General features: G+C 70.4%; 14 protein-coding genes and 1 pseudogene. 5 read left to right on the top strand and 10 right to left on the bottom strand.

The window, feature by feature from the left end; translation table 11 throughout:
* Positions 1-131 precede the first annotated feature (131 nt).
* On the bottom strand, positions 132-557 hold the full coding sequence (locus tag ACE101_RS08650) for a MerR family transcriptional regulator (RefSeq protein WP_379127971.1): 426 nt from the start codon (positions 555-557) through the stop codon (positions 132-134).
* Positions 558-615: 58 nt separating this feature from the next.
* Between ACE101_RS08650 and ACE101_RS08645 the strand changes: the two are divergent.
* Positions 616-1,389 (top strand): annotated as a pseudogene (locus ACE101_RS08645) (glutaredoxin family protein); the annotation flags it as partial.
* The gene (copM, locus tag ACE101_RS08640) at positions 1,387-1,665 is read left to right on the top strand and encodes a CopM family metallochaperone (RefSeq protein ID WP_379138555.1); all 279 of its coding nucleotides are present in this window, start codon (positions 1,387-1,389) and stop codon (positions 1,663-1,665) included. The pseudogene ACE101_RS08645 and the gene copM, both read left to right, overlap by 3 nt.
* 97 nt (positions 1,666-1,762) lie before the next feature.
* On the opposite strand, the gene ACE101_RS08635 is transcribed toward copM, so the two are convergent.
* From ACE101_RS08635 to ACE101_RS08600, 8 genes are all read right to left on the bottom strand, one after another.
* Positions 1,763-2,140 (bottom strand): VOC family protein, encoded by a 378-nt coding sequence (locus tag ACE101_RS08635; RefSeq protein WP_379127969.1) that lies wholly within the window; start codon positions 2,138-2,140, stop codon positions 1,763-1,765.
* Between the two features lie 134 nt (positions 2,141-2,274).
* Positions 2,275-3,300, bottom strand: coding sequence for a CobW family GTP-binding protein (locus ACE101_RS08630; protein WP_379127967.1), 1,026 nt, complete (start codon positions 3,298-3,300; stop codon positions 2,275-2,277).
* Positions 3,297-4,916, bottom strand: a complete 1,620-nt coding sequence (locus ACE101_RS08625) for an amidohydrolase family protein (protein WP_379127965.1) — start codon at positions 4,914-4,916, stop codon at positions 3,297-3,299. The genes ACE101_RS08630 and ACE101_RS08625 overlap by 4 nt, the downstream gene beginning before the upstream one ends.
* Before the next feature lie 38 nt (positions 4,917-4,954).
* Positions 4,955-5,782, bottom strand: coding sequence for an ABC transporter permease (locus tag ACE101_RS08620; RefSeq protein WP_379127962.1), 828 nt, complete (start codon positions 5,780-5,782; stop codon positions 4,955-4,957).
* Positions 5,783-5,798: 16 nt separating this feature from the next.
* Positions 5,799-6,830: an extracellular solute-binding protein gene (locus ACE101_RS08615; RefSeq protein WP_379127959.1), complete on the bottom strand. Its 1,032-nt coding sequence runs from the start codon at positions 6,828-6,830 to the stop codon at positions 5,799-5,801.
* On the bottom strand, positions 6,830-7,903 hold the full coding sequence (locus ACE101_RS08610) for an ABC transporter ATP-binding protein (protein ID WP_379127956.1): 1,074 nt from the start codon (positions 7,901-7,903) through the stop codon (positions 6,830-6,832). The genes ACE101_RS08615 and ACE101_RS08610 overlap by 1 nt, the downstream gene beginning before the upstream one ends.
* On the bottom strand, positions 7,903-8,766 hold the full coding sequence (locus ACE101_RS08605) for an ABC transporter permease (RefSeq protein WP_379127954.1): 864 nt from the start codon (positions 8,764-8,766) through the stop codon (positions 7,903-7,905). Before ACE101_RS08605 ends, ACE101_RS08610 begins: the two co-directional genes overlap by 1 nt.
* Before the next feature lie 85 nt (positions 8,767-8,851).
* Entirely contained in the window at positions 8,852-9,514 is a 663-nt protein-coding gene (locus tag ACE101_RS08600) for a TetR/AcrR family transcriptional regulator (protein ID WP_379127952.1), read from the bottom strand.
* A gap of 116 nt (positions 9,515-9,630) precedes the next feature.
* On the opposite strand from ACE101_RS08600, the gene ACE101_RS08595 reads away from it, so the two are divergent.
* The 3 genes from ACE101_RS08595 (at position 9,631) to ACE101_RS08585 (ending at position 12,460) form a co-directional block, all read left to right on the top strand.
* Positions 9,631-10,263 (top strand): isochorismatase family protein, encoded by a 633-nt coding sequence (locus tag ACE101_RS08595; RefSeq protein ID WP_379127950.1) that lies wholly within the window; start codon positions 9,631-9,633, stop codon positions 10,261-10,263.
* A gap of 120 nt (positions 10,264-10,383) precedes the next feature.
* On the top strand, positions 10,384-11,628 hold the full coding sequence (locus tag ACE101_RS08590; protein WP_379127948.1) for a metal-dependent hydrolase family protein: 1,245 nt from the start codon (positions 10,384-10,386) through the stop codon (positions 11,626-11,628).
* A gap of 106 nt (positions 11,629-11,734) precedes the next feature.
* On the top strand, positions 11,735-12,460 hold the full coding sequence (locus ACE101_RS08585; protein WP_379127946.1) for a haloacid dehalogenase type II: 726 nt from the start codon (positions 11,735-11,737) through the stop codon (positions 12,458-12,460).
* Between the two features lie 6 nt (positions 12,461-12,466).
* Here ACE101_RS08585 and ACE101_RS08580 read toward each other — a convergent pair whose 3' ends face one another.
* Complete coding sequence (locus ACE101_RS08580) at positions 12,467-14,305, bottom strand: CocE/NonD family hydrolase (RefSeq protein ID WP_379127943.1); 1,839 nt, start codon at positions 14,303-14,305, stop codon at positions 12,467-12,469.
* Positions 14,306-14,316: the final 11 nt, after the last annotated feature.

Here is a 14,316-nt window from a genome sequence, read left to right as displayed (position 1 = left end):
CACGGCACTGGTCACCCGCTCGCCGGTCATGCCGTGATCCGCGCCCGGGATGCGCGTCGACCGGCGTCCACGGAACCGGCGGCAATCCGCCCCTCCCACGCCTGAAACGGACCTCGCGCGGGCGCCCCGGCCTACGGGCCGGCGAATGCCGTGATGATGGGGCAGGGCCCGGCCGACCCGCTGCCGCACTCCCGCGCGAGGCGCGACAGGGCTTCCCGCGCAGCCTTCAGCTCGGCGATCTTCGCATCCAGCGCGCCGATGCGCTCCATCGCAAGCTCCCGGGCACGCGCTCGGTCATCCGTTGCATCCAAGGCGATCAGCTCGGCGATCTGCTCCAGCGTGAACCCCGCCCCCTGCGCGGAACGGATGAAGCGCAACCGGCGCACATCCTGCTCACCGTAGCGCCGGACGCTGCCGCCGTGCCCCCCGCTGTCGGGGCGTTCCGGCGTCTCCAGCAGCCCGCGCCGCTGGTAGTAGCGGACCGTTTCCACGCCGACACCCCCTGCGCGGGCGAGACCCGCGATGGTCATCTCCTGCACGGCTTGACTCCGTACCATGGTACGGACTCTATACCAGCGGCAGCACCAAGACCAATCCAACAGGAAAGCTGCCGTCATGGCTTCTTCAGCCTTATCCCGACAGGCCACGCTCTACCGCATGGTCATGGACGAGCACGTCTGCCCCTATGGCCTGAAAGCCAAAGACCTGCTGCAACGCCAGGGCTTCACGGTCGACGACAAGTGGCTGACGACCCGGGAGGCTACCGACGCGTTCAAGGCCGAGCATGGCGTCAGGACGACCCCGCAGACCTTCATCAACGGCGCGCGCATCGGCGGCTACGACGACCTGCGGCGGCATTTCGGGAAGGCCGTCGCCGACCCGAAGGCCACCACCTACAAGCCCGTCATCGCGCTGTTCGGCATGACGGCGCTGATGGCGCTCGCCGCCAGCTCCGCCGCTTACGGCGCGCCCTTCACGGTCCGCGCGGCCGAGTGGTTCATCGCCTTCAGCATGGCCGTGCTCGCGCTGCTGAAGCTCCAGAACGTCGAGAGCTTCGCCACGATGTTCCTGAGCTACGACCTGCTGGCGAAGCGCTGGGTGCCATACTCCTACATCTATCCCTTCGCCGAGGGATTGGCCGGCGTGCTGATGATCGCGGGCGCGCTGAACTGGCTCAGCATTCCCATCGCCCTGTTCATCGGCACGGTCGGCGCGGCGTCGGTGGTCAAGGCCGTCTATATCGAGCGGCGGGAGTTGAAGTGCGCCTGTGTGGGCGGCGGCAGCAGCGTCCCGCTCGGGTTCGTGTCGCTGACCGAGAACGTGATGATGGTTGCCATGGCGCTGTGGATGCTGGCCATGACCCTGGGCGCACAGGCGGGGCCCGCGATGCCGGGCATGTCCGGCGGCCATGTCGCCAGCCCGGCCGCGCAAGCCTACGCGTTCGGCCTGGAGCGCATGAGCCGGGACATGAGCGCGCCGATGAGCGGCGACGCCGACCGGGATTTCGCGACCATGATGATCCCGCATCACGCCGGTGCCGTCGCCATGGCCAAGGTCGAGTTGCGACACGGCCGCGACCCGATGCTCCGCAGCATGGCCCAGGCGATCGTCGCCGCGCAGGACCGCGAGATCGCCGATCTGAAAACCTGGCTGGCGAAGCAATGAGCGGCACAGCCGAGAGCAGGGCGCGCGCCTGAGGACAGCCGAGCTGGTCGAGATGCGGCTCCGGAATCGGCCGGCTCCGCCGACGATCACCGACCGGCTACGCAGCGGAATGGGTGACCGCCTCGATCTTGTTGCCGTCCGGATCGCGGACGAAGGCACCGTAGTAGTTGGCGTTGTATTCCGGCCTGAGCCCGGGCGCTCCGTCCTCGCTCCCTCCGTGCAGGAGGGCGGTTCGGTGAAACGCCCGGACCATGCCCTGGTCCCTCGCCTGGAAGGCCACGTGCACCCCGTTTCCCGGCGACGCGGCCTGCCCGTCGACGGGTGTCACGACGCTGAACAGGATGTCGCTCGTGCCGTAGTGGATGCCGCCGTCATCCTGCTTGATCCGCCGCAAGCCCAGCACCGCGAGGACGGCATCGTAGAAGGCGGCCGCCCTCGCGATGTCGCTGGTTCCGAATGACACGTGGTGGATCATGGCACGCCTCGCTCCCGTCCGGTGCCACCACAACGCCCGGCGCCGCGCTTCGCTCACATCTCGACCGCGCAGCGGCGAGCCCGATCCGAAGGAGCCGGGGGCGCGATGTCCGCCCGGCGCCAATCCACGCAGGTTCAGGGCCCGACCTGCTCGGCCCGCACGGGACCGGAGGGCACCGCACGTCGGAACGGATCCCCCTCCGTCCACCGCGAGAACCGGAACAGGCCGGCGGGCGCGACGTCGTCGAGTTCGGCGGCGACGAGGTCGCGGGCGATGATCACGACGAAGGGCGATCCGGCCTCGCCGGGACGCCCGAACGGGCGGGGCGGCGAGAACAGCGTGCCGACGCTCTCCACCAGCACCGGACGGTCGCTCCCGGTGACCCGCACCAGCCCCTTCAGCCGCAGCAGCCGCTCGCCGAGCCGCCCCGCGAGGTTGTCGAGCCACGCGGCGAGGTCGTCGTAGGCGAGCGGACCGGCCGGGCGCGCGAGCCGCACCGCCACGCGCGGATGCGCCGTGCCGTCCGTCGGCGGCGGCATCAGGCCCGGCCCACCGGAGAGCGGCGCGAAGGCCGCCGCGACGGCGGCGCTCCGGTCGGGATCGCCCACCGTCTCGGCGAGCGGGTTGAGGCCGGCGATCTCGGTCCGCGCGGCTGCGAGGCGCTCCGGGGGCGCCGCATCGACCTTCGTCAGGACGATGCGGTGGGCGGCGGCCCATTGCGCCGCGGCCTCCGCGAAGGACGCGATCTCCATCCCCCGCACGGCATCGTAGGTGGCCACCACCGCCACCCGCATCCGGTGCGCGGCGAGGCTCGCGAGCTGGCGCAGCACCGGACCCGGCTTCGAGAGCCCGCTCGTCTCCAGGACGATGCGGCGCAGCGGCCCGGTCGCCTCCGGCCGCTCGGCGGCGAGCAGGGCCTCGACGGTCCGCGCGAGGTCGCTCGTCATCTGGCAGCACACGCAGCCGTTCGACAGCATGGTCATGGGCACGTCGCCGCCGGTCTCCCGCAGGATCATCCCGTCGAGCCCGATCTCGCCGGCCTCGTTGACGATGACGGCGGTGTCGGCCGCCTCCGGGCGGCCGAGGAAATCGCGCAGCAGCGTGGTCTTGCCCGAGCCGAGGAAGCCCGTCAGGACGACGAAGTCGAGCGCCTCCGTCACGAGGCCGCCGCCGGCTGCGCGTACTGGCCCGGGACCTCCTCCTCCCAGGTCGCCTTCACGAGGGCCCGGACATCGGCGAGCAATTCGGCGGTGTCGTAGATCACCCCGTCCTTGATCGTGTATTTGAGCCCGCGCTCCCAGGTGGCCCTGTTCGTCGCCTCGTCGAGCCGCATCGCGCCGGTCCCGTAGAGCAGCTTGAAATCGGTGAGCGGGTTGTGGTCGTGGACGAGGAGGTCGGCGCGCTTGCCCACCTCGACCGTGCCGATCTCGTCCTCCAGCCCGCACAGGGCGGCGCCCTGCGCGGTCGCCGAGCGGATCACCTCCAGCGGGTGGAAGCCCGCCTCCTGCAGAAGCTCCAGTTCGCGGATGTAGCCGAAACCGAAGATCTGGTAGATGAAGCCGGAATCCGAGCCGGTGCAGACCCGGCCGCCGCGATTCTTGTACTCGTTGATGAAGGCCATCCAGAGCCGGTAGTTCTCCTTCCACTCGATCTCGTTCTGGGTCGACCAGCGATACCAGTACGAGCCGTGCCCGCCGCGCTGCGGCGTGAAGTAGTCCCACATGGACTTCCAGGTGTATTCCTTGTGCCAGTCGGCTTGGCGCGCCCGCATCAGGTCGCGGTTGGCGTCGTAGATCGTGAAGGTCGGCACGAAGGTGAAGCCGAGTTCGAGGAACCGCTCCAGCACCTCGTTCCACTTCTTCGAGCCCGGCTCCGCCCCTTGCCGGAACATCTGGCCGGAGACCGAGAAGCGGAAATACTCGTCGTTGTAGTCGTAATCGAGCGGGAAGTTCTGGACCACGCGGTCCTCGAACAGGGACTCGGGCAGGCCGTAATAGTGCTCGGCGCTGGTGAGACCCCATTGCGCGGTGGTGAGCGCGTTCATGCGCGTCACCGCCATCTGGGCGTGGTGGCAGCCCGACTTCAGCCCGAGCTTGCGGCACTCGTCGAGGGCCGCCTCCATGATGGCGGGCGGCGCGCCGAAGAACTTCACCCCGTCCGCGCCGCGCGCCTTCAGCCGGCGCAGCCATGCCCGCCCCTCCTCGGGAGTGTGGACGAGCTTCAGCATGTCGTTGACGGCCGGGAAGTAGCTGTAGGCCAGGAGCCGCGGCGCCGCGATGGTGTTCTCGGCCGAGCGCTTCTTCTGGTCGAGCATCCAGTCGAGGCCGTTGAACGAGCCCATCTCGCGCACCGTGGTGACGCCGTGGGCGAGCCAGAGCTTGTAGACGTACTCGACCGGCGGCACCCAGCCGTTCGCCGCGTGATAGGCGACGCCCGCATGCGCGTGGCAATCGACGAAGCCAGGCGTGACCCACTTGCCCCGGCAATCGATCTCGTGGTCGCCGGGGCCGGGCCGGTTGGCGCCGGTGGCGAGGTTGCCCGTCACCTTCTTCAGGAGGGTGATGCGGCCGTCCTCGACCACGATGTCGGTGGGGCCGATCGGCGGCGCGCCGGTGCCGTCGATGACGGTCGCGCCGCGCAGCACCAAGCGCTTGTAGGGGCCGAGCCCCCGGTCGCGCGACGTCGCCGGGACGAGGGGCGGCTGGCCCGCCTTGGCCCGCTCGACGGCGAGTTCGTTGCCGGGCTCGACGCCCGCCGGGATCACCTCGTCGCTCATCATGTCCTCACAGGGGTCTCAGCGGGCCTACAGGAGTCTCATCGGGCGTAGCGGCGGCCGAGCAGCGCGGTGCCGACCACCGTCAGGACCAGGGTCGCGGCCAGCAGGATGAAGGCGAGGGCGGCGCCGAACGGCCAGTTCATGCCCTTCGAGAACTGGTCGTAGACGGCGGGCGCCATCATCTTGAACTGCGAGCCGCCGAGTAGCACGGCGGTCGCGTAGGTATTCATGCACAGGATGAAGACGAGGACGCAGCCCGCCACCGTGCCGGGCAGCGCGAGCGGCCACACGACCCGGCGGAACACCGTGATGGCGCTCGCCCCCAGATTCGCCGCCGCCTCCTCGACCGCGCGCGGGATGCTCTCGATCACGGAGGACAGGGTCAGGATCATGTAGGGCAGCACCACCGCCACCGTGCCGACCACCACCGCGCCCGGCGTGTAGAGCAGCTTCAGCGGCTCCGCGGTGATGCGCAGCCCCATCAGCGTGGCGTTGATGAGACCGTCATTGCCGAGCAGCCCCATCCATCCCGCCGCCCGCACGACGTTGCCGACGAGGAGCGGGATCAGGGTCAGGACGGTGACGAGGCTCTTCCACCGGCTCTCCATCCGGGCGAGCCGGTAGGCCGCCGGGAAGCCGAGCGCCAGCGTGAGCGCCGTGCAGGCGAGGGCGACGACCAGGGTCGTCGCCATCACGGTGCGGTAATAGGGATCGGCGACGGCGTTGATGTAGTTCTGCGCCGTCGTCGCCTCGATCATCAGCTGCGTCGGGCTGTACTCGTTGAGCGAGATGCGCGCGAGCAGCACCATCGGCCCGACCAGCAGGGCCGTGACGACGAGCACCGCCGGCAGGACGAGGGCGGTCACGGCCGGGCGTCCGTCGTCACGCCTTGAACTCCTTGTTCCAGAAGTCCGTGAAGGCCGCCTGCTGCGCCTGCATGTAGCCGTAATCGAGGGGGTGGAGCTTGGCCTGCTGGGCCTCGGTCAGGCTGATCTGCTCGGCGAGATCGTCCGGCAGCTTGGCGTCCTTGACGGTCGGCACGTAGCCCATCTTGGCCGCGAAGGCGATCTGGGCCTTCGGATCCAGCATGGCGTTCAGGTACTTGAAGGCGCCGTCCTTGGCGCGCGAGTTCCTCGGCACGCCGGCCTCGAACAGGATCGGCACCGCGCCTTCCTCCGGCACCGCCATCTCGACCGGGATGCCGGCCTGCTTCCACATGAAGCCGCGCGCCAGCCACATCGTCGAGATCCACACCTCCTCGGATTTCAGCGCCGCCGCCAGCGCCTCGTTCGAGGGATAGACCTTCGGGTCGAGCTTCTTCAGGTCCATCAGGGCCGCCTTGCCCTTGGCGAAGTCGCCCATCGTGCCGCCGGCGCCGATATTCGCGCCCGCCATGTTGTAGCTGTAGAGGATGTCCGAGAAGCCGACCCGGCCCTTGTACTTGGGGTCGAAGATGTCGGCGTAGCGCTTGGGCGGCGTGGTGACCTTGCTCGGATTGTAGAGGACGACCAGGGCCGAGTAGATGTGCGGGATCGAGTGCGGCTTCTTGAAGACGTCCAGCACCTCCGAGAGCCGCGGCACCTCGCTCGCCGGGACGGTCTCCAGCACGCCGAGCTGGTTCAGCACGTAGCTGTCGATGTCGTTGATGCAGGCGACGTCCATGCTGCCGCGCCGGCTGGCCTTCTCGGAGATCAGCTTGGTGCGGCGCGGATCGTTGTTGGCGATGTCCTGCGAGACCTCGATGCCGAGGGGCTTCAGGAGCGGGATGTCGATGTTCTGCTGGAGGAGCGCGCCGTAATCGCCGCCCCAGGTGCCGACCACGATGGAGGACGAGGCGGCCCGTGCCGGGAGCGAACGGGTGCCGGCCAGGGCGAGCGCCCCGCCTCCGGCCAGCATGGTGCGACGGGTGATCATCAGGCGGGGACTCCTGCGGTATCGGGGGGAATGACGCGCGCCGCATCGGCCGACCAGCTGATGCGCACGGCATCGCCGGCGGCGAGGCGCCGACGCGGATCGGCGGCGGGCGGGGTGGGGGCCACGGCGACGATCGTCTCGCCGCCGAGATCGAGGTGATACTCGGTGAGCGCGCCCAGATAGGTCACGGCCTTGAGCGCCCCGGGCGAGCCGTCGCCGTCGAGGCCCGGCGAGATGGCGACCCGCTCGGGGCGCACCGCCAGCACGCCGCTGCGATGGGCGCCGTCCGGTTCGCAGGGCACCGCCGCGCCGCTCTTCAGCCGGAACGTGCCGGCCCCCTCGACCGCCCCGTGCAGGAGGTTGCAGCGGCCGACGAAGCCCGCCACGAAGCTGTTGGCCGGGCGCTCGTAGAGATCCTCGGCGCTGCCCACCTGCAGCACGCGGCCCTGCTCCATGACGACGAGCCGGTCGGCCATGGTGAGCGCCTCGTCCTGGTCGTGCGTGACCATCAGCGTGGTGAGGCCGAGGCGCTTCTGGAGGTCGCGGATCTCGAGCCCCACCTCGGCGCGCAGCTTCGCGTCGAGGTTCGACAGCGGCTCGTCGAGCAGGAACACGGCCGGGCTGACCACCAGCGCCCGGGCGAGCGCGACGCGCTGCTGCTGCCCGCCCGAGAGCTGCCGGGGCAGCCGGTCGGCGAGGGCGTCGAGCCGCACGAGGCGCAGGGCCTCGGCGATGCGGCGGTCGCGCTCGGCGCGTCCCACCTTCCGCATCTCGAGCCCGAAGCCGACATTGTCGGCGACGCTCATGTGGGGAAAGAGCGCGTAGGACTGGAACACCATGCCGGTGTCGCGGGCGTAGGGCGGCAGCCGCGTCACGTCGCGCCCGCCGATCACCACCCGGCCCGCGCTCGGCTCGATGAAGCCCGCGACCATCCGCAGGGTCGTGGTCTTGCCGCAGCCCGAGGGGCCGAGCAGCGCGACGAGTTCGCCCTGGGGGATGGAGAGGTCGACGCGCTGGACCGCCGTCGCCTCGCCGTAGCGCTTGGAGAGGCCGTCGAGGAGGAGCGTGCCCATCAGACGATCCGCGACAGCTTCACGAAACGGTCGGTCACCAGCATCAGGATCGTCACCATCAGGATCTGGGCGGTCGCCACCGCCGCGAGGGTCGGGTCCATGCGGAATTCCAGGTAGCTCAGCATGGCGACGGGCAGGGTCGTGCGGCCCGGCCCGACGAGGAGCAGGTTGAGTTCGAGATTCTCGAAGCTCGACACGAAGGAGAACAGGGCCGCCGCCACGATGCCGGGGCGCATCATCGGCAGGGTGATGCGGCGGAACACCGTGAGCGGCCGCGCGCCGAGATTGGCCGCCGCCTCCTCGGCCGCCCGGTCGAGGCCCGACAGGCTCGCGCTGACGAGGCGGACCGTCCACGGGATGGTGATCAGCACGTTGGCGGCGACGAGGCCGCCGAACGTGGCCTTGATGTCCATGTCGAGCCAATCCTCGGCCCGCAGATAGAACATGTAGAGGGCCGAGCCCGCGACGATCGCCGGGACGGCGAGGGGCGCGAGCAGGAAGGTGTTGACGAGGCCCCGCCCGGGCAGCTTGGCGCGCACGAGCGCCAGCGCGGCGGCGGTTCCGACCGGCACGCCGATCGCGGTCGCGGCCAGCGCGATCTGGAGCGAGGTGACGAAGCCGCGGGCGAAGTCGCGCTGCGCCCAGGCATTGACGTACCAGCGCAGGGTCAGCGCGCCCGGCGGGAACGAGACGATCTCCTGATCGAAGAAGGAGATCACGATCACCATCACGATCGGCGCGAAGATGATCGCATAGGCCAGCGCCACGGCGGCGCGGAAGGCCATGCGGCCGATCGCGACGGACAGGCCCGGCTTCGAGGTCTCGGCCGGGACGGAGGCGGGGGAGAGGGACACGACGCTCATGGGAATGCCGCGCCTTCCGCAAAATGGATGCCAGCCGCAGGACGGGCGCCGGTCAGGGGCCGGGACATCGGGCCGGGGCTGCGGGTCATGATACAGCCTCGGGCCGCGCGCGGAAACGCGGCGCCGCGAAGGCCGCATCGCCGGCCGGTCCCCCGATGAGAAGCGGCAGCACGGCCTTCCAGGCCTCGATCATGTCGCGGAAATAGTCGGGGTCGGGCCGCAGCACCGTCTGGACGCCCATGCCGCGCATGAGGTTGACGGTGAGGTTCAGGATGATCCGCGCCTCGCGGGGCGGCCGCGTCTCGGCATCGCAGAACTCGACCCAGATCGCGTCGAGCGCGGCGTGGAAGCGCTGGACCACCGGGATCAGCCGGTCCCTCAGCGCCGAATCGTTGCGGGCCTCGATGATCATCTCCATCGACAGGTAGAAGAAGCGGCCGGAGAAGAGCTGCCAGAGGAATTCGACGAAGTCGGACAGGGGCAGCGTCCCGGCCTGGACCTGCCGCGAGGCGGCCTTGATCTCGGCCGTGCCGCCCTCCAGCAGGGTCTCCATCGCGGCCAGGATGATGTCGGCCCGCGCCGGGAAGTGGTGCAGCAGGGCGCCGCGGGAGACGCTGGCGCGCTCGGCGATCTGGTGCGTGGTGGCCGCGTGGTAGCCGACCTCGAAGATCTCGTCGAGGGCCGCCCGGATCAGCCGGTCGCGCGTCGCCACGCTCCTGGCCTGCTGCTGACGTCCCGCCTGCGACACCGCCCCCTCGACCGCTCCCGGCGCCGGCTGCGCCTGTTATAAAAACAAGCTTGCCTGTTTTTTTAGCGTTGTCCAGTCTGGCCCGGCCTGCGATGCACACCCTGTGGGAGGGCCGGATGGACGACTACGCGAACCGCAGCTACGGCGAGATCCCGGTCGGCTTCGGCCGCAAGCCCGGAATCGTCGTCGTCGATTTCCAGGTCGGCTTCACCGATCCGCAATATCCCCTCGGCGGCGCCCCGCTGGTGGCGCGGGCGGTGGAGAACACGGCGAAGCTCCTGGAGGTGGCCCGCCGCTACGACGTGCCGGTCGCGGTCTGCAACACGGCCTACATGAACCAGCGCGAGATGCCGTACTGGAAGATCACGGCGGTGCGCGAGACCTTCCTGCACGACCATCCGAGCGTGGAACTCGATACCCGCATCTACCGGGCGGACTACGATCTCGCGGTCACCAAGAAGGGGCCGTCGATCTTCTTCGGCACGGGCGTGGCCGATTACTTCACCAAGGAGCGGGTCGACACCGTGATCGTCACCGGCTGCAACACGAGCGGCTGCATCCGGGCGACCTCCATCGACAGCTTCAGCTATCGCTACCGGACGATCGTGCCGGAGGATTGCGTCGGCGACATCGAGGAGGGGCCGCATCGCGACAACCTGCGCGATCTCGGGCGCCGCTACGTCGACGTCACCGACCTTGCCACCGTGCTCGCGTGGCTCGACGATTGGCACCGCCAGAACGCCGCCTGAGCGCCCGCGGGGGCGCCTCCGCCCCCTCCGACCGAACGGCGTGGGGCGGCCCGCCCCCAATCCCAACGAACGGCGTGGGGGCGGCCCGCCCCCAAATCCCACGAACGGAAAGACATCCCCATGAGCGCCGACCTCGTCCTGTTCCGCAACGCGCGCGTGCTGGATGGCCGCCATGACACGGGCCTCGACGGGCACGACGTGCTCGTGGAGGGCGGCACGATCCGCGAGGTCTCGGAGCGCCCGCTCACCGCCGCCTCGGCCCGGGTGGTCGACCTCGCCGGCCGCACGCTGATGCCGGGCCTGATCGACTGCCACGTGCACGTGATCGCCACGATCCCCGATCTCGGGGCCAATGCCGACTTGCCCGACGCCCTGGTGGCCCTGCGCGCGGCGAAGATCATGCGCGGCATGCTGATGCGCGGCTTCACGACGGTGCGCGACCTCGGCGGGGCCGATTACGGGCTGGTGATGGCGGTCGAGGAGGGGCTGATAGCCGGCCCGCGCCTCGTCATCTGCGGCAAGGCGCTGTCGCAGACGGGCGGCCACACGGATTACCGCGGCCGCTACCATTCCCGGGACGTCGGCCACTACGCCACCAAGCTCGGCGCGATGGGCCGGGTCTGCGACGGCGTCGACGCCGTGCGCCGGGTCGCCCGCGAGGAGATCAAGGCCGGCGCCGACTTCATCAAGATCATGGCGAATGGCGGCGTCTCCTCGCCCACCGATCCGATCGCCTCGCTCGGCTACTCGGTCGAGGAGATCCGCGCCATCGTCGAGGAGGCGAACAACGCCCAGACCTACGTGGCGGGGCACCTCTACACCGACGAGGCGATCCGCCGGGCGGTGGAGTGCGGCGTGCTCTCGGTGGAGCACGGCAACCTCGTGACGCCCGCGACGGCCCGGCTCATCCGGGAGAAGGGCGCCTTCGTGGTGCCCACCAACGTGACCTTCGACGCGCTCGCCAAGGAGGGCGCCTCGCTCGGCCTGCCGCCGGCCTCGGTCGCCAAGATCGAGGACGTGCGCGAGGCCGGCCTCGCCGCCCTGGAGACCCTGCGCGAGGCCGGGGTGATGATGGCCTACGGCACCGACCTCCTCGGCGAGATGCACCGGCACCAGTCGGAGGAGTTCGTGATCCGCGGCCGCGCCCTGCCGGCCATCGAGGTGATCCGCTCGGCGACCGTCAACGCCGCCAAGGTCGTGCGCCTGGAGGGCAAGGTCGGAATCGTGGCGCCCGGGGCGCATGCGGACCTGATCGTGGTGGACGGCGACCCGCTCGCGGACCTGTCGCTCCTCACCGGCCAGGGCCGGCACATGCCGGCGATCATGATGGCCGGGCGGTTCGTGAAGAACGACCTCGCCGCCTGAGCCCGTTCGGCGCATCGTGGCGGGATGCGACGGCTCCCGCCCGCGCCCCGTCCCGAGGGCGCGGGCGGGATCGTCCGATCGAACAGGCGCTGATGCGAGGCCGACGATGAAGCTGTCCGACGTCACGACCCTCACCTTCGACTGCTACGGCACCCTGATCGACTGGGAGAGCGGGATGATCGCGGCGCTGACGCCGCTGACCGACCGGCTCCCCGCGCCGCTGTCGCGCAACGCGATCCTGCAGGCGCATGCGCGGCACGAATCCGAGCAGCAGCGCCAGACGCCCGCCAAGCCGTACCGGGACCTCCTGGCGGTGGTGTACAAGCGCCTCGCGGAGGAATGGGGCGTGCCCGCCACCTGGGACGAGTGTCTGCGCTACGGACTCTCCGTCGGCGACTGGCCGGCCTTCCCGGACACGCCCGAGGCGCTCGCCTACCTCAAGCAGCACTACACGCTCGTCATCCTGTCGAACGTCGACAACCAATCCTTCGCGGCGAGCAACCGCCGGCTCGGCATCGTGTTCGACGCCGTCTTCACGGCCGAGGATACGGGCGCCTACAAGCCGAGTCTGTCGGGCTTCCACTACATGCTGGACAAGCTCGCGGCCCGGGGCATCGGCAAGGAGTCGATCCTGCACACGGCCGAGAGCCTGTTCCACGACCACGGTCCGGCGAACGCGATCGGCCTCGCCTCGTGCTGGATCCACCGCCGCCACGCCGAGGAGGGTTTCGGCGCCACGATGGATCCCGGTCGGACGCCCCGCTACGACCTGCGCTTCACCAGCATGGCGGCGCTGGCGGAGGCCCACCGGCGGGAGCGGGCGGGCGGCTGAAGACGATCAGCCCGCCGCGAGCGGCAGCTCGATCCGCGAGGGCGCGTCCGGCCCGAAGGACAGGCTCAGGCGGGGCGGGCGGCCGTGCGGGATCTGCCCGCAATGGTCGGCATCGGCGCCCGCGAGCGAGATCCGGATGCGGCTGCCGGCCTTGAAGCGCCACGCGGTCGGCAGGAGCGGGATGCGGATCCGCTCCACCCGGCCCGGCACCAGAGGGGCCGCGTCCTCGCGCCGGAAGCTCCGGAACGGCCAGGTCGTCCGGTAGGTCTCGGGTGCCCGAGCCTCCTTGCGGTGCAGGGCGCGCAGCAGCCCCTCGGTGACGTAGCGCTCCGCACCGTCCGCCTCGATCTCCGTCAGGTAGACGAACAGCCCGGCATCCGGCTCCGAACTCGCGAGCCACAGATCGGCGAGGGGATGGCCGACGAGATCGCGATCCGCCGTCAGCGGCTCCGAGGTGAAGCTCAGCATGCGGTCGGTACGCCCCGCCCAATCCGCGTAGTAGAGCGTGCTGTTGATCCCCGCGATGCGCTCGTAGCGCGTCCCGTGGCCGGTCCCGGCCGAGAAGTCGGCCCGGTGCTCGGCCGTGCCCGCCGCGCCGGGGGCCGACAGGAGCCGGGCCCCGGCCGCGAGGTGCAGCACCGTCGTCTCCGGAACCGGCGGCCAGGACGTGGCGGCGCGCCACTCCTCCGCATGCATCGCGTAGACGTGGACCGGCGCCTCGGCGTCGAGGCCGGTGTCGCGCTCGGCGAGGTAGTGATCGAAGAAGCGCAGCACCTCGCCGAGATACGGGAAGCTTGCCTCCTGCGATCGCCGCCAGGGCGAGACGTCGATGCGCGCACCGTGATCCCACGGCCCGAGCAGGAGATGGCGCGGGTTGCGGTCGAGGGTGAGGAAGCGGGCGATCGCGCCGTTCATGTAGCCGGCCCCGTCCATCCAGCCCGAGACGGACAGGATCGCCACGTCGGGCCGGACGCCGCCCGAGACCGAGTACGGGCTGAAGGAGGCCGAGCTGAAATCCGGGTCGTAGGGCAGCGGCTCCTCGCGGAACCGGAACTCGGGCATGAACTCGGTCTGACGGAAATTGCCGAGATGCTCGCGGATCGCCTCGGCGAGCAGGACCCCGTCCGGATCCTCGTCCACCGGTTGCGGGCCCTCGAAATCCGGATTGGCGTAGTAGACGTAGTTCTTCAGGAGCTCGCGCCGGTCGTGGTCGAGGCCGACCATCAGCTCGTCGTAGACCCGCGTCAGCTCCTTGAGCGCGATGCCGCCCGGAAAGTAGTTGTCGCTGTAGGTGTCCCAGACGGAGAAGAGCGGCGCGATCGCCTTCACGGCCGGATGGCCGGTGCTGGCGAGGAAGTCGGCCGCGGCACCGAGATACGACACCCCCGTGGCGCCGACGCGCCCGTTCGACCAGGGCTGGGCCACGACCCAGTCGGCGATCTCGCGGCTGTCCTCCCGCTCCTTCGGCGAGCGGAAGCTGTCGCGGGTGCCGAAGCTCGCCCCCGTCCCGCGCACGTCCACGATCACCACCGCGTAGCCGCGCGGTACGAACAGGTCGCGGAACTTGCCCGAGTTCGGGTTCGCCTCGCCGGTCGCGCCGGCCCGCAGCCGGAAGCGGCGGTAATAGGGCGTGAAGAGCAGGATGGTCGGGAATCGCTCGGGCCTGCTCGCGCCGGGGAGCGGCTGCGGCAGGTGGACGTCCACCGCGAGGCGGCAGCCGTCGCGCATCGCGACGTAGCGGGAGTCCGGCCGCGCCGGCAGGGCGAAGCCGGGCGGGCGCTGCGCCAGATAGGCATCCGGCGCGACGCGCCACGCGGAGGGACCGGCCGGGGACGGTGCGGACATGCTCGCTCCTG

Origin of the sequence: Methylobacterium carpenticola, from assembly GCF_042748905.1 — a bacterium.
In the GTDB taxonomy this organism is placed as follows: domain Bacteria; phylum Pseudomonadota; class Alphaproteobacteria; order Rhizobiales; family Beijerinckiaceae; genus Methylobacterium; species Methylobacterium carpenticola.
The sequence above is the reverse complement of the archived record's forward strand: the minus strand, read 5'-3'. Positions and strand labels throughout refer to the sequence as shown.

Bases quoted from the DNA above. Each gene is read 5' to 3' on its own strand.
- ACE101_RS08650 (WP_379127971.1), bottom strand. From the start codon at position 557: ATGGTACGGAGTCAAGCCGTGCAGGAGATGACCATCGCGGGTCTCGCC.
- copM (WP_379138555.1), top strand. From the start codon at position 1,387: ATGCCGGGCATGTCCGGCGGCCATGTCGCCAGCCCGGCCGCGCAAGCC.
- ACE101_RS08635 (WP_379127969.1), bottom strand. From the start codon at position 2,140: ATGATCCACCACGTGTCATTCGGAACCAGCGACATCGCGAGGGCGGCC.
- ACE101_RS08625 (WP_379127965.1), bottom strand. From the start codon at position 4,916: ATGAGCGACGAGGTGATCCCGGCGGGCGTCGAGCCCGGCAACGAACTC.
- ACE101_RS08615 (WP_379127959.1), bottom strand. From the start codon at position 6,830: ATGATCACCCGTCGCACCATGCTGGCCGGAGGCGGGGCGCTCGCCCTG.
- ACE101_RS08610 (WP_379127956.1), bottom strand. From the start codon at position 7,903: ATGGGCACGCTCCTCCTCGACGGCCTCTCCAAGCGCTACGGCGAGGCG.
- ACE101_RS08605 (WP_379127954.1), bottom strand. From the start codon at position 8,766: ATGAGCGTCGTGTCCCTCTCCCCCGCCTCCGTCCCGGCCGAGACCTCG.
- ACE101_RS08595 (WP_379127950.1), top strand. From the start codon at position 9,631: ATGGACGACTACGCGAACCGCAGCTACGGCGAGATCCCGGTCGGCTTC.
- ACE101_RS08590 (WP_379127948.1), top strand. From the start codon at position 10,384: ATGAGCGCCGACCTCGTCCTGTTCCGCAACGCGCGCGTGCTGGATGGC.
- ACE101_RS08585 (WP_379127946.1), top strand. From the start codon at position 11,735: ATGAAGCTGTCCGACGTCACGACCCTCACCTTCGACTGCTACGGCACC.
- ACE101_RS08580 (WP_379127943.1), bottom strand. From the start codon at position 14,305: ATGTCCGCACCGTCCCCGGCCGGTCCCTCCGCGTGGCGCGTCGCGCCG.